22 protein-coding genes are annotated in these 23550 nt (G+C 61.7%); 14 read left to right on the top strand and 8 right to left on the bottom strand.

Annotated elements, in window-relative coordinates; genetic code table 11:
- Positions 1-71: 71 nt before the first annotated feature.
- The 4 genes from RL_RS03575 to ybaL form a co-directional block, all read right to left on the bottom strand.
- Positions 72-788, bottom strand: a complete 717-nt coding sequence (locus RL_RS03575) for a sensor histidine kinase (protein ID WP_011650453.1) — start codon at positions 786-788, stop codon at positions 72-74.
- A gap of 181 nt (positions 789-969) precedes the next feature.
- Entirely contained in the window at positions 970-3531 is a 2562-nt protein-coding gene (gene secD / locus RL_RS03580) for a protein translocase subunit SecD (RefSeq protein ID WP_011650454.1), read from the bottom strand.
- Between the two features lie 83 nt (positions 3532-3614).
- Positions 3615-3995, bottom strand: a complete 381-nt coding sequence (locus tag RL_RS03585) for a hypothetical protein (RefSeq protein ID WP_041936169.1) — start codon at positions 3993-3995, stop codon at positions 3615-3617.
- Positions 3996-4049: 54 nt separating this feature from the next.
- Positions 4050-5870, bottom strand: coding sequence for a YbaL family putative K(+) efflux transporter (gene ybaL / locus RL_RS03590; RefSeq protein ID WP_041936170.1), 1821 nt, complete (start codon positions 5868-5870; stop codon positions 4050-4052).
- A 34-nt stretch (positions 5871-5904) separates the two neighbouring features.
- Here ybaL and RL_RS03595 point away from each other — a divergent pair, with 34 nt between their 5' ends.
- Positions 5905-6204: a helix-turn-helix transcriptional regulator gene (locus tag RL_RS03595; RefSeq protein WP_011650457.1), complete on the top strand. Its 300-nt coding sequence runs from the start codon at positions 5905-5907 to the stop codon at positions 6202-6204.
- A gap of 81 nt (positions 6205-6285) precedes the next feature.
- Here the strand turns inward: RL_RS03595 and RL_RS03600 are convergent, their stop codons facing one another.
- Positions 6286-7707: an ArnT family glycosyltransferase gene (locus RL_RS03600; protein ID WP_011650458.1), complete on the bottom strand. Its 1422-nt coding sequence runs from the start codon at positions 7705-7707 to the stop codon at positions 6286-6288.
- A 624-nt stretch (positions 7708-8331) separates the two neighbouring features.
- Here RL_RS03600 and RL_RS03605 point away from each other — a divergent pair.
- The 13 genes from RL_RS03605 (at position 8332) to RL_RS03665 (ending at position 20659) form a co-directional block, all read left to right on the top strand.
- Entirely contained in the window at positions 8332-9966 is a 1635-nt protein-coding gene (locus tag RL_RS03605) for a globin-coupled sensor protein (RefSeq protein ID WP_041936171.1), read from the top strand.
- Positions 9967-10029: 63 nt separating this feature from the next.
- Positions 10030-10326, top strand: coding sequence for an STAS domain-containing protein (locus RL_RS03610; RefSeq protein ID WP_003545491.1), 297 nt, complete (start codon positions 10030-10032; stop codon positions 10324-10326).
- Complete coding sequence (gene cheY1 / locus RL_RS03615; RefSeq protein ID WP_003545492.1) at positions 10323-10688, top strand: chemotaxis response regulator CheY1; 366 nt, start codon at positions 10323-10325, stop codon at positions 10686-10688. Before RL_RS03610 ends, cheY1 begins: the two co-directional genes overlap by 4 nt.
- 17 nt (positions 10689-10705) lie before the next feature.
- On the top strand, positions 10706-12991 hold the full coding sequence (locus tag RL_RS03620) for a chemotaxis protein CheA (RefSeq protein WP_011650460.1): 2286 nt from the start codon (positions 10706-10708) through the stop codon (positions 12989-12991).
- A gap of 4 nt (positions 12992-12995) precedes the next feature.
- The gene (locus RL_RS03625; RefSeq protein ID WP_003545496.1) at positions 12996-13463 is read left to right on the top strand and encodes a chemotaxis protein CheW; all 468 of its coding nucleotides are present in this window, start codon (positions 12996-12998) and stop codon (positions 13461-13463) included.
- The gene (gene cheR / locus RL_RS03630) at positions 13460-14368 is read left to right on the top strand and encodes a protein-glutamate O-methyltransferase CheR (RefSeq protein ID WP_011650461.1); all 909 of its coding nucleotides are present in this window, start codon (positions 13460-13462) and stop codon (positions 14366-14368) included. The genes RL_RS03625 and cheR overlap by 4 nt, the downstream gene beginning before the upstream one ends.
- The gene (cheB, locus tag RL_RS03635) at positions 14365-15408 is read left to right on the top strand and encodes a protein-glutamate O-methylesterase CheB (RefSeq protein WP_011650462.1); all 1044 of its coding nucleotides are present in this window, start codon (positions 14365-14367) and stop codon (positions 15406-15408) included. The genes cheR and cheB overlap by 4 nt, the downstream gene beginning before the upstream one ends.
- The gene (locus RL_RS03640) at positions 15409-15798 is read left to right on the top strand and encodes a response regulator (protein WP_003545503.1); all 390 of its coding nucleotides are present in this window, start codon (positions 15409-15411) and stop codon (positions 15796-15798) included.
- A complete protein-coding gene (cheD, locus tag RL_RS03645) occupies positions 15795-16349 on the top strand; it encodes a chemoreceptor glutamine deamidase CheD (RefSeq protein WP_003545509.1) in 555 nt (184 codons plus the stop codon). The genes RL_RS03640 and cheD overlap by 4 nt, the downstream gene beginning before the upstream one ends.
- 16 nt (positions 16350-16365) lie before the next feature.
- Positions 16366-16755 carry a chemotaxis protein CheT gene (locus RL_RS03650; protein ID WP_003545510.1) on the top strand — a complete coding sequence of 130 codons (390 nt, stop codon included), beginning with the start codon at positions 16366-16368 and terminating at the stop codon, positions 16753-16755.
- Positions 16756-17069: 314 nt separating this feature from the next.
- Positions 17070-18755, top strand: a complete 1686-nt coding sequence (gene fliF, locus RL_RS03655) for a flagellar basal-body MS-ring/collar protein FliF (protein WP_011650463.1) — start codon at positions 17070-17072, stop codon at positions 18753-18755.
- Positions 18756-19157: 402 nt separating this feature from the next.
- The gene (locus RL_RS03660) at positions 19158-19904 is read left to right on the top strand and encodes a transcriptional regulator VisN (RefSeq protein WP_041936172.1); all 747 of its coding nucleotides are present in this window, start codon (positions 19158-19160) and stop codon (positions 19902-19904) included.
- Positions 19905-19912: 8 nt separating this feature from the next.
- On the top strand, positions 19913-20659 hold the full coding sequence (locus tag RL_RS03665) for a transcriptional regulator VisR (RefSeq protein ID WP_011650465.1): 747 nt from the start codon (positions 19913-19915) through the stop codon (positions 20657-20659).
- An 82-nt stretch (positions 20660-20741) separates the two neighbouring features.
- Here RL_RS03665 and RL_RS03670 read toward each other — a convergent pair whose 3' ends face one another.
- From RL_RS03670 to fliG, 3 genes are all read right to left on the bottom strand, one after another.
- Complete coding sequence (locus tag RL_RS03670; RefSeq protein ID WP_011650466.1) at positions 20742-21185, bottom strand: hypothetical protein; 444 nt, start codon at positions 21183-21185, stop codon at positions 20742-20744.
- Positions 21186-21190: 5 nt separating this feature from the next.
- Entirely contained in the window at positions 21191-22270 is a 1080-nt protein-coding gene (gene flhB / locus RL_RS03675) for a flagellar biosynthesis protein FlhB (protein ID WP_028740339.1), read from the bottom strand.
- 233 nt (positions 22271-22503) lie between these two features.
- Positions 22504-23544 (bottom strand): flagellar motor switch protein FliG, encoded by a 1041-nt coding sequence (gene fliG / locus RL_RS03680; RefSeq protein WP_003545520.1) that lies wholly within the window; start codon positions 23542-23544, stop codon positions 22504-22506.
- Positions 23545-23550 lie beyond the last annotated feature (6 nt).

Below are 23550 nucleotides of genomic sequence, written 5' to 3' on the forward strand. Positions count from 1 at the left end.
CGCTCTATCTCTTTCTTTTGCGCAATTCCGGACGCAAAACCGCTGCACACTTTTGCTGGAAATTGCTGATTTCAAGTGATCGGAAGGCGGATGATGAAGCGACTGCCGCTTTCATCCGAATGTTCGAGGCTGATATCGCCGCCAAGCGCCGCCAGAAACTCCCGCGCCGTGGTCAATCCGAGACCGGCGCCCTGGACCGTTCCGGGCTTCGGCAATTTCCAGAAAGGCTCGAATATCCGCTCCCGATAAGCCGGATCGATGCCCATTCCATTGTCGGAAATCCGGATGAACCAGTCCGTCCCCTCGCGCTCCGCGGCAATGGCCACATGCGGCGCCGCTTCCCCGCGATACATGAGGGCATTGGTCAGCAGATGCCGCAGCGCCAGACCGAAGAGGGCAGGGTCGGTACGGATGGAGGGCAGGCCGTCGCTTTCGAGCGCCGCCTCGCCGACCGCCGTCTCGTCGGTCAGTTCGCCCCAGACATTTTCGGCGAGCGCCTGCAGATCGACCTCTTCAGGCGTCACCTGGGGTGTGCCGCCGGCAAGGCTCATCAATGCCTTGGTAAGGCGCTGTGCCGTCTGCGCCTTTTCCATGATCATCCGCAGGCTCTGAAGCTGTTCGCCGTCGAGAGTCTCCTCGAGATCGTCGAGCAGCAGTTCGGCATACATGGCGATATGGCGGAGCGGCGATTGCAGGTCGTGCGAGGCGGTCGCGAGGAAACGCTTGATTCGCTCCTCACTGTCACTGGCACTGTTGGTTTCCGGCGGTCTCGTCGGGTCGGATGACATCTGGCGGTTTCCCCGATCTTTTAAGAGCGCCGCGCATCTTTTCGGACGCGCGAAGAACGCTGTAGCACTTTGAATTGCTGCATTATTTTATCCTTAAACCGATTCCGATTTCAGGAATTATCGTATCCGACAATAGAAAGAGGGCGCCGGCTCTGCAACCGGCGCCCTCTTCAAGGATGCGTCAACGGGATATTAGCTCGCGGACTTGCGCGGGCGACCCTGTTCCGGGCGGAATGATCTCGACTGCCTCATCGGTTGCCGCTGCCGCCTTAGCATGGCGGCGGCGCCAGTCGCCGAGGAAGAGCAGGATGGGTGCCGCGATGAAGATCGACGAGGCGCCGGCCACGAGAATGCCGAAGACCATCGGGATCGCGAAGCTAGAGACCGCGCTGCCGCCCCAGATCGCCATTGGCACCAGCGCGAGGAAGGCCGTCGCATTGGTGTAAAGGCTTCGCGCCAGCGTCTCGTTGATCGACTTGTCGATGATCTCGCGCAAAGGCATCGACTTGTAGAGCCGCATGTTTTCGCGCATGCGGTCATAGACGACGACCTTGTCGTTCACCGAATAACCGACAAGCGTCAGGATGGCGGCGATCGCCGTCAGGTTGAAGTCGAGGCCGGTGATCGCGAAGAAGCCGATCGCCTTGGTGACGTCGAGCACCAGCGTGACGATGGCGCCGACGGCAAATGGCCATTCGAACCGCACCCAGATGTAGATGAGCATCGCGAAGCTTGCGATCACCACCGACAGGATACCGGCCCAGGCAAGCTCGCCGCTGACCTTCGGACCGATGACGTCGGTGCCTTCGACCGTGGCGGTCGGATCGATCTTGGTGACTTCGGCCTTCAGCTTGGTCACCGCTGCCGTCTGCGCCTCTTCGCCGCCTTCCTGCCGTTGGGCACGAACGAGAATGCTGCTCTTGTCGCCGAAGGACTGCAGAGTGATTTCGCCGAGGCCGAGACTATCAAGACCTTCGCGGAACTTCGCAAGATCGGCCGCGCCCTGGGTTTTGACGGCCATCTGGATGCCGCCGCGGAAATCGACGCCGTAGTTGAGGCCGGGATGAATGAAGAGCACGACGGAGGCAATCGAAAGCAGCGCCGAGACGGTGACGCCGAAGAAGCGGGCCTTCATGAACTCGATGTGCTTGTCATAGGGGCTGAACGGGATCAACGGCCGGATGTTCAGCACCTTGAGCTTGCGGCGGCGGGTGATCTCGATCATCGCGACACGCACGAAGGCGACCGATGTGAACATCGAGATGATCAGGCCGAGCGCCATGGTCACGGCAAAGCCGCGAACCGGTCCGGAGCCGAAAAAGAACAGGATGGCCGCAGCGATCAGGGCCGTCATGTTGCCGTCGATAATGGTCGAATAGGCACGGCGGAAGCCGGTGTCGATGGCGGCGAAGGCGCTCTTGCCCTTGCGCGTTTCTTCGCGGATGCGCTCGTTGATGAGAACGTTGGCGTCGACCGCGAGGCCGATGCCGAGAACGACACCGGCAATGCCCGGCAGCGTCAGCGTCGCACCCACCAGCGTTAGCGCCGAGAAGGTCAGGATCGTGTGGATCAACAGCGCGATATTCGCCAGGAAGCCCCAGGTGCCGTAGAGAACGAAGATGAAGGCTGCGACGAGCACAAAGCCGACGATGCCGGAATAAATGCCCATCCTGATGGCGTCGGCTCCGAGGTCGGCGCCGACGGTGCGTTCTTCGATGACGGTCAGCTTGGCGGGCAGGGCACCGGCGCGCAGCATGGCGGCCAGCGTCGTGGCGCTGTCGGCCGAGAAACTGCCGGAGATCTGGCCGGAACCGCCGGTGATCGGCTCGCGGATGACAGGTGCGCTCAGCACCTTGTCGTCGAGGACGATGGCGAAGGGATTGCCGACGTTCTGGCGGGTGATCTCGGCAAAGCGAGTGGCGCCGGCGCTGTCGAAGCGGAAGCTGACGATCGGCTCACGCGTGTTCGGGTCGAAGCTGACGCGGGCATCCGAAAGGCGGTCGCCGGAGATTTCGACGCGGTCGAGGACCGGATAGGACCTGCCTTCATCGTCCTTCAGCATGGTCACGCCGGGCCCGGGCGCATTGTTCGGCGACAGCATGTGGAACGACATCTTGGCGGTGGAGCCAAGCAGTTCGCGCAGGCGTGACGGATCCTGCGCGCCCGGAAGCTGGACGAGCACGCGGTTGGCGCCGATGCGCTGGATGGTCGGCTCGGAGACGCCGACCTGGTCGACGCGCTGGCGGATGACCTCGAGGCTCTGCTGGACGGCATTGTCGACATTGGCGGCGATGCCGGCCCGCGAGAAGCCGACGGTGATGGTGGCGCCGTTCGCCGTGACATCGAGATCCGCCTGGCCGGCGCTGAGGCCGGTGCTGATCGGGTTGGCAAGTGTCTTGAGTTCGGTGACGGCAGCATCGCTCTGCGCGGCATCGGCAAGCGTCACGACGATCTGGTTCTGGCTGCGGACCACGGCTTTCGGCTGGATGCCCTTTTCGCGCAGCACGCGGCGCGCGTCCTGAAGCAGCGATTGCAGCCGCTCCTTGGTAAGGTCGGCTTCGTCGACTTCCAGAACGAGGTGCGAACCGCCGCGAAGGTCGAGGCCGAGCGACACCTGCTCATGCGGCAGCCAGGCCGGCACGCGCTGGAGGACGGATTGCGGCAGGACGTTCGGCAGGGCGATCAATAGGCCGAGTACGATGATCACCGTATAGGTGGCCACCAGCCATCGTGAAGTACGCATGTTGTATTCCTTGATATCGAGGGCCGGCGCTCGGGCGCTGGCGGCATGTCGTCAATGGTCGGAAGCGCCGATCGGCGCGAGCGTCAGGCAGCGACCGGCGGTGCGCGCGGCTGATGGGTCCTGGAGACTGCGGCATGAAGCAAAGCTTCAAATGCCGGAAAAGGCGCGGCCATGGTCCAGCCGGAAAAATCGACAGCCGGGACGACGGCAAGGGCAAGCGGTCCGGCGTCATGCGCCGCCTGCTTCGGTGCAAGCTTGCGTTCAGTGGCAAGCAGCCCGCGCACGGCATCGCGCGCAGTCAGCTGCGGCGGCTGCGAATCCCGATCGGAAGAGGAAAGCGTATTGGCGGCGGCGGCCGGCGAGATCACCAGATTGCCGCCGAAAAGCAGGCCGAGATAGGCAAGGACGGCGACGAGGAGGGAAGCGGCGATACGGCTCGTCAGACGGCGCTGGTCCAGCTCCATCTTCTCCGTCCCGGCGATGTCACTCCCGTATCGGCTCAAAAGCGCGCCAATCTCTTATTCTCTTTCCGGCGGAGGGTCATCCGTCAGCATAATTGTATCAGGCTCATGCCCGTCTTCATAGGGCACACTCTCATGATGCACTTGGGCGAGCCGGTCAACCATGCCCAGCGCGATTTCACGCTCGCCCATGATGACGGTGTCGGCGCCATAGTGCGTCAGCTCATCGACCTCGGCGTCGGAATGGGCGCGGGCGACGATGAGGATCGATGGATTGACGCTGCGGGCCTGCTCGATGATGCGGCAGGCTTCGAAGGCGTTCGGGATGGCGATGGCAATGCTGCGGGCGCCAGAGAGATTGGCAAGGTCGAGCGTTTCCCGCATCACCGCATTGCCCGACAGAGTTTCGATACCCTGCGCCTTCAGCTCGCCGATGCGCTTGTCGGAGTCCTCGATGACGAGAAAAGGTGTGGCTGACGACTTGAGATTCTGTCCGACGATGCTGCCAACCCGCCCGTAGCCGACGAGAATGGCGTGGCCGCTGAGAGTGGTCGGGTGCACCTCGTCGTCTTCGGGCGGCATCTCCTCTTGCGCCGCTATCGCATCTGCTGCGGGAGCAGGGTCTGCCACGACGTCTTCGCGCTTTGCACCATCCAGCAGCGGCCGCATGCGGTCGCAGAGGAAGAACAGCAGCGGATTGAGGATGATCGAGATGATGGCGCCGGCAAGGATCAGATCGCGGCCTTCCTCCGGCAGCAGCCCGAGTTCGACGCCGAGGGCGGCGAGGATGAAGGAGAATTCGCCGATCTGGCCGAGGCTTGCCGAAATCGTCAGCGCCGTGCCGAGCGGCTTCTTGAAGGCGAGCACGATGAGGAGCGCGGCGACCGACTTGCCGATGACGATGATGAAGATGGTGGCGAGGATCGGCAGCGGTTTGTCGATCAGGATGTTCGGATCGAACAGCATGCCGACCGAGACGAAGAACAGTACGGCAAAGGCGTCGCGCAGCGGCAGGCTCTCCTGCGCGGCGCGATGGCTGAGCTCGCTTTCGGCAAGCACCATGCCGGCAAAGAAGGCGCCGAGCGCCAGCGACACGCCGAAGAGCTTCGCCGCTCCGAAGGCGACGCCGAGCGCGATCGCCAGCACGCCGAGCCGGAAGAGTTCGCGCGAACCGGTATGGGCGATGCGGTGCATCGTCCAGGGAATGAGCTTGCGGCCGAAAACCAGCATCAGCGCCACGAACAGTGCCACCTTCACCAGTGTCATGGCGATCATGCCGCCGATGCCGAGATCGAGGCCGAACAGGCGGCTCAGCCCGGCCGAGAGCGGCTCGACGGGAGCGTGACCCTCACCGCCGATGCTGGCTGCGGCCGGGATCAGCACCAGCGCCAGCACCATGGCGAGATCCTCGACGATCAGCCAGCCGACGGCGATCCTGCCGCGCTCCGTCTCGACGAGGCGCCGCTCCTGCAGCGCCTTCAGCAGCACGACGGTGGAGGCGACAGAAAGCGCCAGGCCGAAGACCAGGCTGCCGCCGGTCGACCAGCCCATGAAGGCGCCGAGCCCCCAGCCGAGCAATGTCGCGAAAGCGATCTGCACGATCGCGCCGGGCACGGCGATGCCGCGCACCGACAGCAGGTCTTTCAGGGAGAAATGCAGCCCGACGCCGAACATCAGCAGGATGACGCCGATTTCGGCAAGCTCCGGCGCAAGGTTCTGATCCGCCACATAACCTGGCGTATGTGGCCCCACAAGCACGCCGGCGATCAGATAACCGACGAGCGGCGGCATCCGCAGCCGATGGGCGAAGGCGCCGAAGATGAAAGCCAGCACGAGGCCGCCGACGATTGTCGAAATCAAGGGCGTATCGTGTGGCATCATTGTCTCCCGATCTGGAAATCCCGTTCGTAACATGACATATATGGTCTATATCGACCAATATGGGCAACTTGAAATCATGGGTCAAGGCGCAAGGGAAACAATTCTCACCCCCGCTCTCTGCCGCGCGGCGCGCGGCCTGCTGGACTGGACCCAGACCGACCTTGCCGAAAAGGCCGCCGTCTCGCGCAGCACCATCCGCGATTACGAGGGCCGGCACCACGACATCCATCGGGCGACGGAGGCGCAGCTGCGCCTCGCCTTCGAGGAAGGCGGCGTCAAATTCGTGGAGATCGAAGGGACGGGCACCGGTCTCTGCCTGCCCACTGCATAAAATCATGCAGAAATTCAAAGTGTTAGCGCGCCGCACCTCTGAAAAAGGCTTGGCGCTGTCATAGAGCGGGCTGAAACCTGCTCAGGGCGCCAGGCAGGTGGCAGAGACCTTGTAGATGGAAAGCGTCTTGCCCTTGTAGTTGCCCTCCGTCGGCTGCCAGTTCTTCAGCACTTCGGGCGTCTCGGTGGCGCAGGTGAAGGCCCCGTCCGTCAGGAAAAGCACCTTGCCGGTGATGTCGGCGGGCAGAGCGAATTCCTGTTCGTAATAGCTCTCCGGCAGGCCTGCGGGCGCCCGCGCATAAATCCTGTAGGATGCATCGCGGAGCGTATAGAAAAGATCGGCGACCATATCGCGATTGTCGGTGACGATAATGTCGGTGCCGGCCTGGGTTGCGAGTGCGGCGGCCTCGCGGCTGACCTCGGCGCGGCCGAGATAGCGCTTCATCAGCGCGTCACCGTTCGGCAGCAGCAACTGATGCGGAAAGATCGTCGCCAGCGGAAAGAGCAGGCTGGCGATGCCGTTGATGGTGAGCGACAGCCTGAGCCCCTTCGGCCACTTCAGGTAAAGCAGCCAGACGGCAAGGATGGTGCCTGCGACATAGGCAGTCACCGCCCAGTTGGCATAGGCCTTGGCGACCGTTGCCTGCAGCGTGATGAGCAGCACCACCGGCATCGACAGCCAGACCAGCATCTTTTCCCGATCGTCGCTCCTGCCTCTGATCATGCGGTAGACCGCCCAGAGCATCGCAAAGAAGATGATCGGTCCGACGACGCCGAATTGGGCGGCGAAGAATTCAAGCCCGCGACGGAGATTGATGCCGAGTTCGCTCCAATGGGCAATGTCCTGCGTATGCCGCACCGTCGTATTGTCGTGCTGCAGGTTCCACCAGAGGTTCGGCAGGGCGACGACCGCCGCGACCGCGACCGCGATGATGACATCGCGAACGGCGATGCGCGCCGCCGGAATGAGGAGGAGGGCAATCGCGCCACCCGGCACGACGAACAGCACGGCATATTTCGTCAGGAAGGCGAGGCCGACGCCAAGGCCCATGACCAGCGCCAGCCCGACCGAGCGCCGCTGCGTCAAGCCGAAATAGGCAAGCAAGGCGATCGCGATAAAGAACAGCAGGATCACATCGGTCGAGAAGAACACCGAAGAAAGCGCCACACCGGGGAGCGTGATGTAGGTGGCGCCAGTCCAGCCTTCGATCTCCGGCCCGACGAAACGTTTTGCCGTCTTCATCAATACCAGTGCCGCCGCCATGTGGATCAGCGGTCCTAGCAGCCTGATCCAATAGATGGCGTTGGAGCCGGAAAGCTCGGTCATCGCCCGGATCACCCACGCAATCATCGGCGGCTTGGAATAATAGCCGAGGTCGAGGTTTTGCGACCAGAACCAGTACTGCGCCTCGTCGACGAAAAAGTCCGTCGCATCGAAATTGAGCATGACGACGCGCCAGAGCGTGAAGCCAAGAACGATGAGGAGACCAGATCTGGGGGACATGAACCGATAGTTCCGCTGACATGAAAGGCGCGAGTGCGATACACCAAAGGTGCCGGACTGCCAACGGGGAAGGATGGGTTTTAGAACACCCGAAGGGCGCGGATGTCGCGGTTTGCGGCGAGGGAATCGAGGCGGGCGATGGCTGCAAGCAGCGTCATTGCAATTAAGCAGGCACCCAATCCGAGAACAATCATTGCTCTGTCCTTGTCGACGTCATGTCTTGGTTATCGACCGGCATATAACACGGAGCTTGCGTGTACCTTGTAGCAGCCATGCAACTCCGCAACAGTATTTGCTGCGAACGGCCTTGAATTGCTTCAAAAGCCTGTCCTCCGAAAGGCTTATTAACCTTCAAGCAAGGAATTAACCATAAACATTGATGTACACGTCGGAATGGGAAGATGCACTCGTTCCCACCAGGCATGACGCCGTCCCGCCGTACCGGGTTGATCCGGTATCCATCTCTTCAGACAGCTCCGAAACATAGCTGATCAGGGGTTTCGATCCGCCGGTTGTAACCGGTGGTGAGGACCGTCTCCATGCTTCGCGTTCAACGGATGCTGCGCAAGTTTTTGGCCGGGCCTTCGCCCGGAAAGTGGTTGGGGACAGGCGTTGAGGCAGGACATGCCATCAGATCAGGCTCGTGGAGCGCAGGCAGGTAGCTTGCGCGACCGCCTGCGCTTTGCCGGTCTCGATGCCGACCAGTGCGAGTTGGTGCGCCGCAACCGGCCGGCGCTCGAAGCCCATCTGAAGGCAGGCCTCAGGGATCTCTTCCATAGGTTCCAGACATTCCCCGACGCTTCGCGCAATTTCGAGAGCGAGCGCCAGGTCGAGCGCCTGCACGATCTGCAGTCCTCGCATTGGGACGTGCTGACGGATGCGCGGTTCGACAGCCTCTATGCCGAGCGCGTCAAGGTTCTCTCCGATACCGAAAGCAAGATGGGCCTCGACCCGCGCTGGCACGTCGCCGGCCATGGCGTCATGCTGGAGCATGTCGTTTCCGGTCTCGCCGAAGAGATCGCCGGCCGTCCGCTGCTGCCGTCGGCCAAGCGCCGCGCCCGCGAAATCTCCGATCTGATGACAGCGATCATCCGCATCGTCATGGTCGATGTGGAAATCGCTGTCTCGCTCCGCTTCAATGCGCTGCGCGCCGCCCAGAGCCGCGCGCTCGCCGACCAGCGTGCCGACAACGAGGCCGAAATCACCCGGATCTTCGGCGATGTTATCGAAAGCCTCTCCGCACGCGACCTGACGCGGCGCGCGCCGGTCGACGGCGACGGCGCCTATGGCGGCATCGCCGTCGCGCTGAACGGCGCGTTGGACGGCCTCCAGGCCGAGTTCACCACCATTACCGAGCGCACGGTCAAGGCCGAAGCGGCGACAGGTTCGCTTGCCGGCCTGTCGCGGCAGTTTGCCGGCACGGCGTCCGGCCAGGCCGACCGGCTGCAGCTTTCCGCTGCTGCCCTTGCCGGCATCGCTGGTAGTGTCCGCGACGGTGCTGCCGACAGCCGCGCTGCCGAACAGGCGGCCGCCACGACGCGCGCTGCCGTCGAGGAAAGCGGCGAGGTCGTCGGCCGCGCGATCAGCGCCATGGCCGATATCGAGCAGTCGGCCGAAAAGATCGGCCAGATCATCGGCGCGATCGACGAGATCGCCTTCCAGACCAATCTTCTGGCGCTGAATGCCGGCATCGAAGCCGCCCGAGCCGGCGATTCCGGCCGCGGTTTTGCCGTCGTCGCCCAGGAAGTCCGCGCCCTTGCCCAGCGTTCGGCCGAAGCCGCCCGCGAGATCAAGACCCTGGTGACGACGACCAAGGCGCAGGTCGACGCCGGCGTGCAGATGGTCGGCCGCACACAGGATTCGATCGGCAGCATCGTGCGCCAGGTCACCGACATCAACGCCGCCATATCAGGCATCGCCACCCGAACCGGCGAACATGCCGCAAGCCTCGACAGCGTGACATCAGACGTCAAGGGTCTGGGTAGTGAGGTGGCCGACAGCGCCGGCCTTGCGGAGCGCTCGGCCGAAGGCGCCGACCACCTCCACACTGTCATTCTCGAGCTTGGCCAGACGATTCGCGAATTCCGCATCGCCCGGGAAAATGCCACTGCCGGGCGCCCGGCGCCGGTGCGCGCGACACCGCCGCGCGCCCTTGAGGGCACTACCCGCCCGGCACCGGTCGCGGACGAATACGAAAATGATGATTTTGGCCTTCCGCAAGCGTTCGCAAGCGTCGGAGGTGGGCGGAATGTTTACTAACCTATCGGATGATTGCCTCAGCTCGTCTTTTCGGGCCGTGGACAAGGGGACAAGGAAAAGCTGATGGCAGCAAAGAAGAGTGGCAAGACGCTGGATTTGACGGCGGTGCTCGACCTCAACGAGGCTTCCGCCTTGCGCGATAAACTCCTTTCTCTCCGGGGCAGCGGTCTTTCGATAGACGCTTCCGGCGTCGAACGGATCGGCGCTCTTTGCGCCCAGGTTCTGATGTCCGCCGAGAAGACCTGGGAGCAGGACAAGCAGCCGTTCACCTTCTCCAAGGTGTCCGACGCATTTCAGAAAACCATGCAGCTGGTTGGCGTCAATATTGACCACCTGCTTGCCAAGGAGATTCGGCAATGAAGAAAAAAGTGCTGACCGTGGATGATTCCCGCACCATCCGAAACATGCTTCTCGTGACGCTGAACAATGCCGGCTTCGAGACGATCCAGGCGGAAGACGGCATCGAGGGCCTCGAGGTCCTCGAAGAGTCCAATCCTGACGTCATTGTGACCGACATCAACATGCCGCGTCTCGATGGATTCGGCTTCATCGAAGGTGTCCGCCGCAACGAGAAATATCGGGCGATCCCGATCCTGGTCCTGACCACCGAAAGCGACGCGGAAAAGAAGAACCGCGCCCGCCAGGCCGGTGCCACGGGCTGGATCGTCAAGCCTTTCGACCCGGCCAAGCTGATCGATGCCATTGAGCGTGTAACCGCTTAAACCCAGGATTTGCTCCTATGGATATGAACGAAATCAAAGAGATCTTTTTCCAGGAGTGCGAGGAACAGCTCGCCGAGTTGGAATCCGGTCTTCTGAAAATGAATGATGGCGATCGCGATCCGGAAACCGTCAATGCGGTGTTCCGTGCCGTGCATTCGATCAAGGGTGGCGCCGGCGCCTTCGGCCTTGACGATCTGGTCGCCTTCGCCCATGTTTTCGAGACCACTCTCGATTGCGTTCGATCCAACAAGCTTGAGCCGAACCAGGACGTCCTGAAGGTGATGCTGAAGTCGGCCGACGTGCTCGCCGACCTGACGAATGCTGCGCGCGACGGCGGCAGCGTCGATGAAAGCCGCAGCCGCGGCCTCGTCAAGGAGCTTGAGGCGCTGGCCAACGGCGAATTGCCGTCTCCCTCGGCCTCAGCCGAGGCGCCTGCGCCGAAGACCGCCGCAAAGGCTGCTCCGGCCGCTCCGGCGCCGACCACCAAGCCGACTGACGACAGCGGCTTCCAGCCGGTCCCCTTTTCCTTCGACGATTTTGGCGGCGACGACGATGCGGGCGGCATGCCGACCTATGAAGTCATCTTCAAGCCGCGCTACGAACTCTATTCCAAGGGCAATGACGCCACCCTGCTGCTGCGTGATCTCTCGCGCCTGGGTGAAATGACGATCTATTGCAATACGGATGACCTGCCGGGCCTCGAGGAACTCGATCCGGAAGGCGCTTATTTCTTCTGGAACGTCACGATCAAGACCGACAAGGGCGAGGACGCCATCCGCACCGTCTTCGAATTCGCCGAGTGGGATTGCGAACTGACGGTCAAGCCGGTCGAAGAAGCAAGGGCTGACGCGACCAGCAACGACGAACTGCCGATGGTGCCGGTTCCCTTCGATCTGTCGATCCTGGACGAAACCGGTGCAATGGAAGAGATTTCCGCCTCGGACGCGCGGGCCGAGGAGACGGCCGCAGCCGTTGCTGCCGCCGAGACTGCCTCCAACGTCACGCAGATTGTCGCCGCCCGCGTCGAGAAGAAGGAATCGGCAGCCGCCGCAGCGGCCGCAGCAAGTGCCGCCGCCCAGAACAATGCCGCCGGCGCCGGCCAGACGATCCGCGTCGATCTCGACCGTGTCGACCGCCTCATCAACCTCGTCGGCGAATTGGTCATCAACCAGGCGATGCTGTCGCAGAGCGTCATCGAGAACGACACGACCGGCACCTCCTCGATCAATATGGGCCTCGAGGAGCTGCAGCAGCTTACCCGCGAGATCCAGGACTCGGTTATGGCGATCCGCGCGCAGCCGGTGAAGCCGGTCTTCCAGCGCATGTCGCGTATCGTCCGCGAAATCGCCGACATGACCGGCAAGTCGATCCGCCTGATCACCGAAGGTGAAAACACTGAAGTCGACAAGACGGTCATCGACAAGCTCGCCGAACCGCTGACCCACATGATCCGCAATGCCGTCGACCACGGCATCGAAACGCCCGAAAAGCGTGCAGCCGCCGGCAAGAACACCGAAGGCACGGTCCGCCTGACCGCCAAGCATCGCTCGGGACGCATCCTGATCGAGCTTGCCGACGACGGCGCCGGCATCAACCGCGAGAAGGTCCGCCAGAAGGCGATCGACAACGACCTCATCCCGGCCGATTCCAACCTGTCGGACGAAGAAATCGACAACCTGATCTTCCTGCCGGGCTTCTCGACGGCCGACAAGATCTCCGACATCTCCGGCCGCGGCGTCGGCATGGACGTCGTCAAGCGCTCGATCCAGGCGCTCGGCGGCCGCATCAACATCACCTCGAAGCCCGGTCACGGCTCGGTCTTCACCATGAGCCTGCCGCTGACGCTCGCCGTCCTCGACGGCATGGTGGTCACCGTCGCCGGCCAGACGCTGGTCGTGCCGCTGACCGCGATCGTCGAAACCCTGCAGCCGGAAGCCGCCGCGATCCACTCCTTCGGTGCGAACCACCGGTTGATCTCGATCCGCAACAGCTTCTGCCCGCTCGTCGATGTCGGCCGCATCCTGAATTTCCGCGCCACCCAGGCCAATCCGGTCGAGGGCGTGGCGCTTCTGGTGGAATCCGAAGGCGGCGGCCAGCGCGCCCTGATGGTCGATGCCATCCAGGGTCAGCGCCAGGTGGTCATCAAGAGCCTGGAAGCGAACTACACCCATGTGCCGGGCATTGCCGCCGCCACCATCCTCGGTGACGGGCGTGTCGCTCTCATCCTCGATGTCGACGCGGTTGTCGGCGCCTCGCGCGGCCAGTCGCTCAAAGCGGAAATGTCGTTAGCAGCGGTGGGATAAGGGAATGTCGTACACTGTAAAAAATCTGAACGAGGGGGATCGCGAGCTGATCGCGTTCCGCATCGGGGATCAGGAATTTTGCGTGAACATCATGTCGGTTCGCGAAATCCGCGGTTGGACCCCGGCAACCGCCATGCCGCATTCGCCTGGCTATATGCTGGGTGTCATCAACCTGCGCGGCGCGGTGCTGCCGATCATCGATCTTGCGGCCCGGCTCGGCATGAAGCCGGCCGATCCGACTGCCCGTCATGTCATCATCGTCGCCCAGGTCCGGCGCAAGGTCGTCGGCCTGCTGGTCGATGCCGTTTCCGATATCCTGACGGTGACCGACGAAACCATCCAGCCGACGCCCGAGATTTCTTCCGAGCTCGAGCGTCAATTTGCCCGCGGCGTTCTCGCCATCGAGAAGCGCATGATCTGCCTGATCGAACTCGAATCCCTCTTTCCAGAGACCGAAAGCGAAGCCGCATGAGTGTAATGGGCGCAAAAGATCAGAGGCAGGGATCCGACGAGGTCCTGGCGAGCGGAGAATATCCGCTGACGCGCCGCGACCTCACCGAGATCGCTGCGATGATCTATTCGGATGCCGGCATCTTCCTCAACGAGACGAAGGCGTCGCTCGTCTATTCGCGCCTGTCGAAGCATATCCGCAATCTCGGCCTGTCAGGCTTCCGGGAATATTGCGACCTTGTCGCTTCGCCGGCGGGTGCTGCGCCGCGCCGCGAAATGCTCTCGCATCTGACGACCAATTTTACCCGCTTCTTCCGCGAAAACCACCATTTCGACCATCTGCGCGACCATGTCCTGCCGGAGCTTCTGCAGCGGGCGAAATCGGGCGGCAGGGTGCGCATATGGTCGGCCGCCTCCTCCGACGGGCAGGAACCCTATTCGATCGCGCTGACGGTGCTGTCGCTGATGCCGAATGTCGCGGATTACGACTTCAAGATCCTGGCGACCGATATCGATCCGAAGATCCTCGCGATCGCCCGTGCCGGCGCTTATGACGAAAATGCGCTCGAAACCGTGTCGCCTGCCATGCGCAAGCAATGGTTCAGCGAAGTCGAGATACAGGGCCGCCGGAAGTTCCAGGTCGACGACCGCGTAAAGCGACTGATCACCTACAACGAGCTGAACCTGATGGCGCAATGGCCGTTCAAGGGCAAGTTCGACGTCATCTTCTGCCGTAACGTCGTCATCTATTTCGACGAGCCTACGCAGATGAAGATCTGGCAGCGCTTCGCCGGCCTGCTGCCGGAGGGCGGTCATCTCTATATCGGCCATTCCGAGCGTGTTTCGGGTGAGGCAAAACACGTCTTCGACAATATCGGCATCACGACCTATCGCTACACGGCCAAAGGTCTCGGGAGGAAGGCATGAGCGCTCCGGCAAGAGTTCTCGTTGTTGACGACTCCGCGACGATGCGAGGCCTGATAACCGCCGTGCTGAGTTCCGACCCCGAGGTCAACGTCATCGGCCAGGCCGGCGACGCTCTGGAAGCGCGCGAGGCGATCAAGCGGCTGAACCCCGACGTCCTGACGCTCGACATCGAGATGCCGAACATGAACGGCCTCGATTTCCTCGAAAAGATCATGACGCTGCGTCCGATGCCGGTGATCATGGTATCCACGATGACCCATCGCGGCGCCGAGGCGACGCTTGCGGCGCTGGAGATCGGCGCCTTCGACTGTGTCGGCAAGCCGGCGCCGGGCGAACTCAGGCCTTTCGGCGACCTCGCCGAGAAGGTCAAGGCCGCCGCGCGCACGCAACGCCAGTATTCCCAGCCGGTCGTCGCCGTCGCGCCACCACCCTCGGTGGCCGACTTCCGCGTCGGCCGCAAGATCGTCGCGATCGGCTCGTCGACCGGCGGCGTCGAGGCACTCATTGCCGTGCTGCAGAAATTTCCGGCGAATTGCCCGCCGACCGTCATCACCCAGCATATGCCGCCGACCTTCACCAAGAGCTTCGCCGAACGGCTGAACCGCCTCTGTGCGCCGGTGGTGCAGGAAGCGACCGACGGCGCCCGGCTCGAAATCGGCAAGATCTATCTGGCCCCCGGCGGCGAGCGGCACCTGCAGGTCAGCGGTGCCTCGGCGCCGTGCTGCCGTCTCATCGACCGCGCGCCGGTCAACGGTCACCGCCCGTCGGTGGACGTGCTATTCGATTCGGTCGCGGAACTGGCGGGCCGCAACGCCGTCGGCGTGATTTTGACCGGAATGGGCCGCGATGGCGCCGCCGGATTGTTGAAAATGCGCCACGCCGGCGCCAGAACGCTCGGCCAGAACGAAAAAACCTGTGTCGTTTACGGAATGCCAAGGGTTGCTCACGAACTTGGCGCCGTTGAGCAGCAGCTGCCGCTGTCTGCCATCGGTGAAGAAATATTGAAAATGACAGCCGCCCGAAAGGAAGGGACCGAATAAATGTCGCTCGCGGAGAAAATCAAAGTTCTGATCGTCGACGATCAGGTAACGAGCCGGTTGCTGCTCAGCGATGCGCTGACCCAGCTCGGTTTCAAGCAGATCACATCGGCTGGTGACGGTGAGCAGGGCATGAAGATCATGGCCGAGCAGCCGCACCACCTGGTGATCTCGGACTTCAACATGCCGAAGATGGATGGCATCGGCTTCCTTCAGGCCGTGCGCACCAACCCCAACACCAAAAAGGCGGCCTTCATCATCCTGACCGCCCAGGGTGACCGCGCACTGGTGCAGAAGGCGGCCCAGCTCGGCGCCAACAACGTGCTCGCCAAGCCGTTCACGATCGAGAAGATGAAAGCGGCGATCGAAGCCGTGTTTGGAGCCCTGAAATGATCACTGAGGGGGCAGCCCGCCGCGTGCACATCATTCAGGGCGAGTACAAGGTTCTGAACGATCCGAATGCGGTCCTCTCGACCATTCTCGGTTCGTGCGTGGCTGCGTGCCTCAGAGATCCTGTCGCCGGTGTCGGCGGCATGAACCACTTTCTGCTGCCCGGTTCGGCGACGTCGCCGACATCAGGCGGCGATGCCACGCGCTACGGCGTACATCTGATGGAACTGCTGATCAACGGTCTCCTGAAGCAGGGCGCCCGGCGCGACCGGCTGGAGGCAAAGATCTTCGGCGGCGCGAAGACGATCTCGACATTCTCCAATGTCGGTGAGCAGAACGCGGCCTTCGCCGTGCAGTTCCTGAGGGATGAAGGCATTCCGGTGGTCGGTTCCTCGACTGGCGGAGAGCATGGACGCAAGCTTGAATATTGGCCGGTCTCCGGTCGTGCCCGGCAATACCCGCTGACCGGCGCCGAAACGCAGAGAACCGTCGCTCTCGAGCAGCGTCCCGCCGCTCCGCAGAAGCCTGTCGAAACCAGTATCGAATTTTTTTGATGGCGAGGATTTTCATATGACATTTACCCAGATGATGGAGCCGCCTGCGCCTGTCGAAGCGCTGAGCGACATCCTGATGCGCATCGTTTCCGAACTGCACGATGTCGCCTATCTCATCGAGCGCATCGAGCCGCAGCTTCTCGAAATCGGCGGCGCCGAAATCCTGAATTCGCCGGATGCCATGAAGGTCATGCAGGGCATTGATCTGGCCGTGCAGAAATCGCGCGGCCTTGCCGAATTCATCGACACCATCACCGGCGAAATCCCGCACGGCTGGGCAGTCGACGTCGCAACTGCGCTCAGCCTCGTCAAGCTGGCGGAGATGCAGAAGGCATTGGGCGGCGCCACACGCCACGGCCACTCCCAGCCATTGAGCAAGGCAGCCGGCGACTTCGATTTCTTCTAAAGCGCGTCGCGATCTTTCAGATACGCTCCTTGCGCTTTAGCTCTTTGTTTTTACGCATGTCGTTATCGCAAAACCGCCGCACACTTTTGCGCGACATGCTTTAAAACGTCCCCGTTTTTCTCCGAGTCACTGAAACGCTCTCTCCTTATTCTTGCGCAATTCCGGACGCAGAACCGCTGCGCACTTTTGCTGGAATTACTTTAGGCCTTTTCGCTCCCGCTCGCTCTCACGAAACGCTCGCACAAGTTTCGCCGACTATTCGTCTGATGAGGCAATAAGCCTGCTTTGTCTTTGACGAATCGTGCGAGAACAGAATGAATCTGTTAAATCAATTAGTTCAGATCTTTAAGAACTTCGGTTCCCTGGGCCGAACACGCCTGATGATTCTTGGAGGCGTCGGTGCCCTTTCCATTGCAATCATCCTTGCGGCCGCCCTTTTCGTCAACAAGCCGGCACAGGAAACGCTCTATGTCGGTCTGGATTCGCCGGATCTCAACCAGATCAGCATGGCGCTTGCCGAAGCCAACATCAATTTCCAAGTCGGCACGGATGGCTCCAGCATCAGCGTTCCCGCGGGGATGACGGGCAAGGCCCGCCTGATGCTTGCCGAGCGCGGCCTGCCGAACAGCGCCAATGCCGGTTATGAACTCTTCGACAATGTCGGCTCCCTCGGCCTGACCTCCTTCATGCAGGAGGTAACGCGGGTTCGAGCGCTGGAAGGCGAAATCGCCCGCACCATCCAGTCGATCTCGGGTATCACAGCCGCGCGCGTCCATATCGTCATGCCGGAGGTTGGAAACTTCCGGAAAGCGGAGCAGAAACCGACCGCATCCGTCATGATTCGCGCAAGCGCCACCACCGGGCGCAGCGCGGCGACCTCGATCCGCCACCTCGTCGCCTCGGCCGTGCCGGGGCTTGACGTCGATGACGTGACCATCCTCGATTCCGCCGGTCAGCTGCTCGCTTCCGGCGACGAGGCGAGCAACAGCTCGCTGAACCGCTCGCTCAACATCGTCCAGAACGTTCAACAGGAAGTCGAATCCAACATCGACAAGGCGCTGGCACCCTTCCTCGGCATGGACAACTTCCGCTCCAGCGTCACCGCCGATCTCAACACCGACGCCCAGCAGATCCAGGAAACGACCTACGATCCCGAATCCAAGGTCGAACGCTCGGTCCGCTCGACGAAGGAAGCCCAGCAGTCGCAGCAGAAGCAGTCCGATAGCGCGACGACGGTCGAGCAGAACATTCCGCAGGCGGCTCCCGAGGCCGGCGGTTCCGCCGGGCCTGAATCGCAGGATAAGTCCGACAAGCGCGAAGAGCAGACCAACTACGAAATCAACAGCAAGACGACGGCGACGACCCGCAGCAGCTATAAGGTCGAAAAGCTTTCGATCGCCGTGGTGGTCAACAAGGGCCGCATCGCCAAGATGGTCGGTGAGCCCGCCGATCAGGCCAAGGTCGACGCCTATCTTGCCGAAATGCAGAAGATCGTCGCTTCGGCGGCCGGCATCGACGCCAAGCGCGGCGACGTCGTCACCGTGACGGCCATGGACTTCCTTGAGAACCAGCTGCTCGAAGACGCCACCGGCGGTGTCCGCGTCATGGACATGCTGAGCCGCAACCTTGCCGGCATCATCAACTCGCTCGCCTTTGTCGCGGTCGCTTTCGTGGTGGTCTGGATGGGCCTGCGGCCTCTGGTGCGCAGCATCAACGGCACCTCCGCGGCTTTCGGCGACGCGACGCCGGAAGCGGCTGGCCTCGAGCTTCCGGACTTCGCGCCTGCATCGGGAGCACCCGGCGGCGCTCTCATGGACGGCTTCGGATCCGACTTCGGCTTCGACAGTACCGAGGACCTGCTCAGTCTCGGCGACGACGATGGAAACTTCAATCGTCGCGTCAAGGAAGGCCCGGAACGCAAGCTTTCCCGTATGGTTGAGATCAACGAGGAACGCGCCGCGAAAATCCTCAGGAAATGGGCGATCGACGAAGCAGCGTAAAGGAAAGGCCGGGCAACCGGCCTTTTTTCATGTCGGTACCGAAGCTGGATCCCTAACCGCTGTTTGCTGGAAAGCCGTGACTGGAAATGCGAAAGACCCGACCACTAAAATGCGGCTGTAGGGCGATATGATGAGATGGACTCGCGTAAAACGCGAAGCAAGTTGCGATACCGCCAGAATCACCTTAGCCTCCCTATATCTTGAAGGCTGGAACGAGCGGTCGAATCAGTGCATTGGCGGCAGCGAAAGTAAATCCCTAGAAGTCGGAGATGGTGATTTGCATCGACTGGCTTACCCTTGGGTGATTCGAAATGGGATTCGAGCGGGACTTGACTTGAATCCCTTGCAGAAAAATTGCTGTTGCACCGAGTTCGATCGTTTCTCAGCCGCAGGACATTGCCAATGGATATGAATGTAATTCAGGCGAGCAAAGGCGAGAGGCATATGGCGAATTTCGCGAGTGCGGTGGTGCCGGATCTGTTGCCGCGCGACGAGCTGCTCCAGCGCCTCCATGGCGTCGCCAGCACCGGCAGGTTGCAGTCTGGTTTGCGCGCATTGACGGACTACGTGGGTGCGTCGCACTACCTTCTGGCGCGCTGCGATCTTCTTCAGGAAAGTGGCCTCGATTTCATTGTTTCGTCGGACTGGCCTTTCGATCTGGTCAGGGACATCGCCAATGATCTGGTTCGCGGCTATGCCCGGTCGACGGAGCTGGAAAAATGCATGCAGGTCTTCCAGCCGAATTTTGCTCTTCTGCCTGACAGTGCCGAGGTTCCGGATGGCGCCAGCCGTCAATATTGTTCGGTGACCTTCAATGTCGGCCGGTCGCGGCTGTCTTTGATGTTCCTGTTCGGCGAGGGGTTCATCCTTTCGCCGGAGCGCCTGCGGGACGTAGGCCTGCTTGCAGGTTATGTAGCGAGCTTCCTGCGCTGCGGTGGGACGAAGGTCGATCGCGATTTCGAATTGACCGACCGCGAGCTGGAATGCCTGTTCTGGATCGCCGAGGGCAAGACCAGCGACGAGATCGCGATGATCCTCGGAATCTCTCGCAATACCATCAACAACTACATCACCAGCGTGATGCGCAAGACGGCGACCAAGACCCGGTCCGAGGCCATAGCCTTCGCCGTCCGCAATAATCTCGTATAGGGGGATCTATGGGCTATCCAGCAGGCAGGACGATGAGCAGCGCCGAGCAGCTGCGCACGGTGCGTGTGAACAGGATTTCCAGCCGGTCCGATCTTTTTCCGCGGCTGATCGCGATGCAGAAGCTCGCCGAAGCGCAAGGCTTCGCGATCTTCCGCGTCAGCGGCTCGGGCCTTCCGGCAAAGCAGCGGCTTGTCTGCGAGCTTGAGAACTGGGGTTCTTCCAATGCCGGTTTCGGCAAGGCCTTCACGGACGCCTACGGCGATATTCTTCTCGACCATATCGACAAGTCGCTGCTGCCGCTCTCATGGGCGGGCGGTTACGACCGTGCGGCACCCGGTCCGGCAGACTTCTCGCCGTTCATGACGCGACTGCAGGACGGTATTCTGCCCTTCTCCGGACTTGCCTTTCCGGTGCGGCTCGGCGCCGTCGGCAATGGTTTCATCCTTTTCACCGGCGATGAGATCGATCCATCGAGCGATACCATCGTCGAGCTGCACGGTCGCTGCTGCCATATCATGATGGATCTGCTCTCGCTCGACGAACGCCGCACGGCTGCCGCAGAAGCGCTCAGCGAACGCGAGATCGCCTGTCTGCAGCTTGCCGGCGACGGCCGCATCAGCGAAGAGATTGCCGACAAGCTCGGCCTGTCCGTGCACACCGTGAACGCCTATCTCGGCTCGGCGACCATCAAGCTTGATTCCGTCAATCGCATCCAGGCGATAGCCAAGGCGATCCGGCTCGGTTATATCAGCTGAACCCACGCGTTGTCGCTTACAGCGCCGCGCGTCTTTTCAGACGCGCGAGAGCATGTCGCGCAAAAGTGTGCATGGAAGAAAGTCAGCCGGTCAGCGCCTGCGGCGGCTGGTTGACGCTGTAACGCGCTTCCCGAAGGCTCTTTTTGAGGAAGATGGTGTTCTCGTCCGGATCGGCCGAGGGATCCTGGAAAGCGATATGGCTGATCTCGATGCCGGCGTGATCTTCGGCAAGGGTGAGCTGCGCGTAAACGGTGACGCCGCGCGGCTTGATTTCCAGATCGAGAACGACTTCGGGGTTGCCGCCCCACTCCAGAGTATAGTTGCCGCCCAGGCCGAAATTCACCGTGCCCGGATGAAAGAAAAGCTCCGCCGCCGAAGCGACGAGATCGGAAAGGTTGCCGTAATACTCGAAGCGCAGCAGTGAAATAAGGTCAGAAGCATCCAGAAGGCGCAGTTCAGTGGCGACCGGGCTGATCGCGTCTGCGAGGATCTTTTCACGCTGGGTAGAGTGGGGGCATTTTTTCATTCGGCTTATCTGACCCGTTTGTTCTTGGCGTCCGCAGCGTAGACCCGGTGGATGAGCTCCGCTACCGCCTTATAGAAGACTGACGGGATGACACTATCGATCGAGACTTGCGCAAACATGGAGCGCGCAAGTGGCGGATCTTCGAACACCGGTATGCCGTTCTTCTCGGCGATCTCCCTGATTTTGAGCGCAATCAGGTCCTGACCCTTGGCCAGCACCACCGGCGCGTCGTTCTCTTCGCGCGCATAACGCAGCGCCACCGCATAATGCGTCGGGTTTGCAATCACCAGCGTCGCGCGGTCCACGTTGGCGATCATGCGCCGGCGCGCCCGGTCGCGCATCAGCGAGCGCTGCCGGCTCTTGACGAAGGGATCGCCCTGCGCCTGCTTGTTTTCTTCCTTCACCTCGTGCCGCGTCATCTTCAACTCGGTGAACCAGTGATGGCGCGTCCAGAAAAGATCGGCGATCGCCACGATCGCCGTGGCAATCAGCATGACGATGATGATCTTGCGCATCGCTGCCATCATTCGCACCAGGATCGTCTGCGGATCGGAGAACATCGCGTCGATCGATCCGAAATATTCGCTCCTGAGCACGAAAAACAGGATCACCCCGACGACGACAACCTTGAACAGCGATTTTCCGAATTCGACCAGGCCGGGCACGCTGAACAGCCGTGACCAGCCTTTGATCGGCGAGATACGCGAGGCCTGCGGCCGGATGCGTTCGAGCACCGGCGTCGGCAGGTTCTGAAAGACGGAGGAGGCGACGCCGAACACCATGAACAGGATGAAGGCGGGCGCCACCAGCGCCGCACTTGCCCAACCGATCCGGACGAACAGCGCCAGGACATCCGGTCCCGTCTCGATCTTCCACTGGTCGGGCTGCTCGAAGATGTCGCGCAGCATTTCAGTCATGCGCCCGACACTTTCTGGAAGGAAGAACACCAGATAGATGAAGGTGGCGAGGATCGTCGCAAAGATCGACAGTTCCCGCGAAGACGGCACGTTGCCCTTTTCCGCGGCATCGCTTTGCTTTTTCGCGGTTGGGGCTTCTGTTTTGCTGTCCTTGTCATCGTCTGCCAAGTCGCGGCCCTCCGTCAAAGAAACAGGCCGCAGCCAATACATGTCGGCCAAAAACGCGCGGCGTTTTTGGAAGGACGACATGCATCAGAGCAAGGACCTAAAGCGCGTCGCAAGAACCGAGTTCTATGCGACGCGCTTTAGAGCACGGTCTATTGCTGGAAGGGTAGTCGCCTGTGGCACGGCGATCAACAGCCGCCTTTCGGCATGCCGGATTTGTCAACAGTCTCGACGTGTTAGGCGGCCGCCGAAGCGTCGCCTTCCTTTTCCTTGAGCTCGATCTGGCCGGAATTGGCCAGGCGAATCGCTTCCTGCGCCACGGCGCGGCGGGCAATCGCGATCTCGCGCGGATTGACGCCACCCATGCCGCTCTGCAGATCCGATTCGATCATGCGGCGCTGGCGTGGGCTGATGGCGGAGAGAACCGATTCGCGGATCTCGGGGGGCGACCCGCGTAGCGCAACGGTGAGCACGTCCGTCGAGATGTCGTTGAGCAGCATGACGCGGCTGCGCTGCGGCATGTACATGAGGTCCTCGAACAGGAAGATCTTCGGGCGAACCTTGTTGACCGACTCGCGGCTGATCGATTCGAGCGAGCTAAGCAGCGTGTCGACCTGCGGCTTGTCGAGCTCGTTCATAAGATCGGCGACCTTCGTCGAGCCGGCCGCATTGCGCTCTGCCTCGACCTCGGCAAGCAGCGTCATGACCTGGTTTTCGATGATCTGCGCAGCCTTCGGGCTGACCGCCTTCATGTTGACCGTTCTGTTCATGATGTCGGCGCGGCGGTTGTCGGGAAGTTGCAGCAGCACCTTGGCTCCGAAGGAGGAGGGCATCATCGAAAGAATATAGGCGACGGTCTGCGGATGTTCGCGCAGCAGGAACTGGGCGACGAATGTCGGTTCCGCCTCGCTGAGGCGATCCCAGATCGAGGTTTCGTAAGCCTGGAATGCGGTGCGGCGGCCGAGCAGGCTGTCGACCTCGTCGGGCGTCAGGCCTTCCTCAAGAATGGCCTCGATCGCCTTGGCGTTGTCCATCAGTCCGGCGCCCTCGGTGAAGAGGTCTTCGAACTCGGAGACGAGCAACAGCAACTCGTCCGGCGGAATAGCGCGCAGCGACTGGGCGGATGAGATAATGGTCTGCAGTTCGGCCTGGGTGAAATATTTCAACAGCCGGCCGGCGACGCCCTTTCCCATAGCGAGAAGAACAGCCGCCGCCTTTTCAGCCTGGGTCAACGGTTTCCCGGCTAGTGCGCCGCCGAAATCGTCAAAGTCCATCATGGTCTA

The sequence above is a fragment of the Rhizobium johnstonii 3841 genome (assembly GCF_000009265.1).
Classification (GTDB): Bacteria; Pseudomonadota; Alphaproteobacteria; order Rhizobiales; family Rhizobiaceae; genus Rhizobium; species Rhizobium acaciae.

Bases quoted from the DNA above. Each gene is read 5' to 3' on its own strand.
- RL_RS03600 (WP_011650458.1), bottom strand. From the start codon at position 7,707: ATGTCCCCCAGATCTGGTCTCCTCATCGTTCTTGGCTTCACGCTCTGG.
- RL_RS03620 (WP_011650460.1), top strand. From the start codon at position 10,706: ATGGATATGAACGAAATCAAAGAGATCTTTTTCCAGGAGTGCGAGGAA.
- cheB (WP_011650462.1), top strand. From the start codon at position 14,365: ATGAGCGCTCCGGCAAGAGTTCTCGTTGTTGACGACTCCGCGACGATG.
- RL_RS03595 (WP_011650457.1), top strand. From the start codon at position 5,905: ATGACATATATGGTCTATATCGACCAATATGGGCAACTTGAAATCATG.
- RL_RS03670 (WP_011650466.1), bottom strand. From the start codon at position 21,185: ATGAAAAAATGCCCCCACTCTACCCAGCGTGAAAAGATCCTCGCAGAC.
- RL_RS03575 (WP_011650453.1), bottom strand. From the start codon at position 788: ATGTCATCCGACCCGACGAGACCGCCGGAAACCAACAGTGCCAGTGAC.
- fliG (WP_003545520.1), bottom strand. From the start codon at position 23,544: ATGATGGACTTTGACGATTTCGGCGGCGCACTAGCCGGGAAACCGTTG.
- fliF (WP_011650463.1), top strand. From the start codon at position 17,070: ATGAATCTGTTAAATCAATTAGTTCAGATCTTTAAGAACTTCGGTTCC.
- cheY1 (WP_003545492.1), top strand. From the start codon at position 10,323: ATGAAGAAAAAAGTGCTGACCGTGGATGATTCCCGCACCATCCGAAAC.
- RL_RS03605 (WP_041936171.1), top strand. From the start codon at position 8,332: ATGCCATCAGATCAGGCTCGTGGAGCGCAGGCAGGTAGCTTGCGCGAC.
- cheD (WP_003545509.1), top strand. From the start codon at position 15,795: ATGATCACTGAGGGGGCAGCCCGCCGCGTGCACATCATTCAGGGCGAG.
- RL_RS03610 (WP_003545491.1), top strand. From the start codon at position 10,030: ATGGCAGCAAAGAAGAGTGGCAAGACGCTGGATTTGACGGCGGTGCTC.
- RL_RS03640 (WP_003545503.1), top strand. From the start codon at position 15,409: ATGTCGCTCGCGGAGAAAATCAAAGTTCTGATCGTCGACGATCAGGTA.
- ybaL (WP_041936170.1), bottom strand. From the start codon at position 5,870: ATGCCACACGATACGCCCTTGATTTCGACAATCGTCGGCGGCCTCGTG.
- RL_RS03665 (WP_011650465.1), top strand. From the start codon at position 19,913: ATGGGCTATCCAGCAGGCAGGACGATGAGCAGCGCCGAGCAGCTGCGC.
- RL_RS03660 (WP_041936172.1), top strand. From the start codon at position 19,158: ATGGATATGAATGTAATTCAGGCGAGCAAAGGCGAGAGGCATATGGCG.
- secD (WP_011650454.1), bottom strand. From the start codon at position 3,531: ATGCGTACTTCACGATGGCTGGTGGCCACCTATACGGTGATCATCGTA.
- RL_RS03585 (WP_041936169.1), bottom strand. From the start codon at position 3,995: ATGGAGCTGGACCAGCGCCGTCTGACGAGCCGTATCGCCGCTTCCCTC.
- RL_RS03650 (WP_003545510.1), top strand. From the start codon at position 16,366: ATGACATTTACCCAGATGATGGAGCCGCCTGCGCCTGTCGAAGCGCTG.
- cheR (WP_011650461.1), top strand. From the start codon at position 13,460: ATGAGTGTAATGGGCGCAAAAGATCAGAGGCAGGGATCCGACGAGGTC.
- RL_RS03625 (WP_003545496.1), top strand. From the start codon at position 12,996: ATGTCGTACACTGTAAAAAATCTGAACGAGGGGGATCGCGAGCTGATC.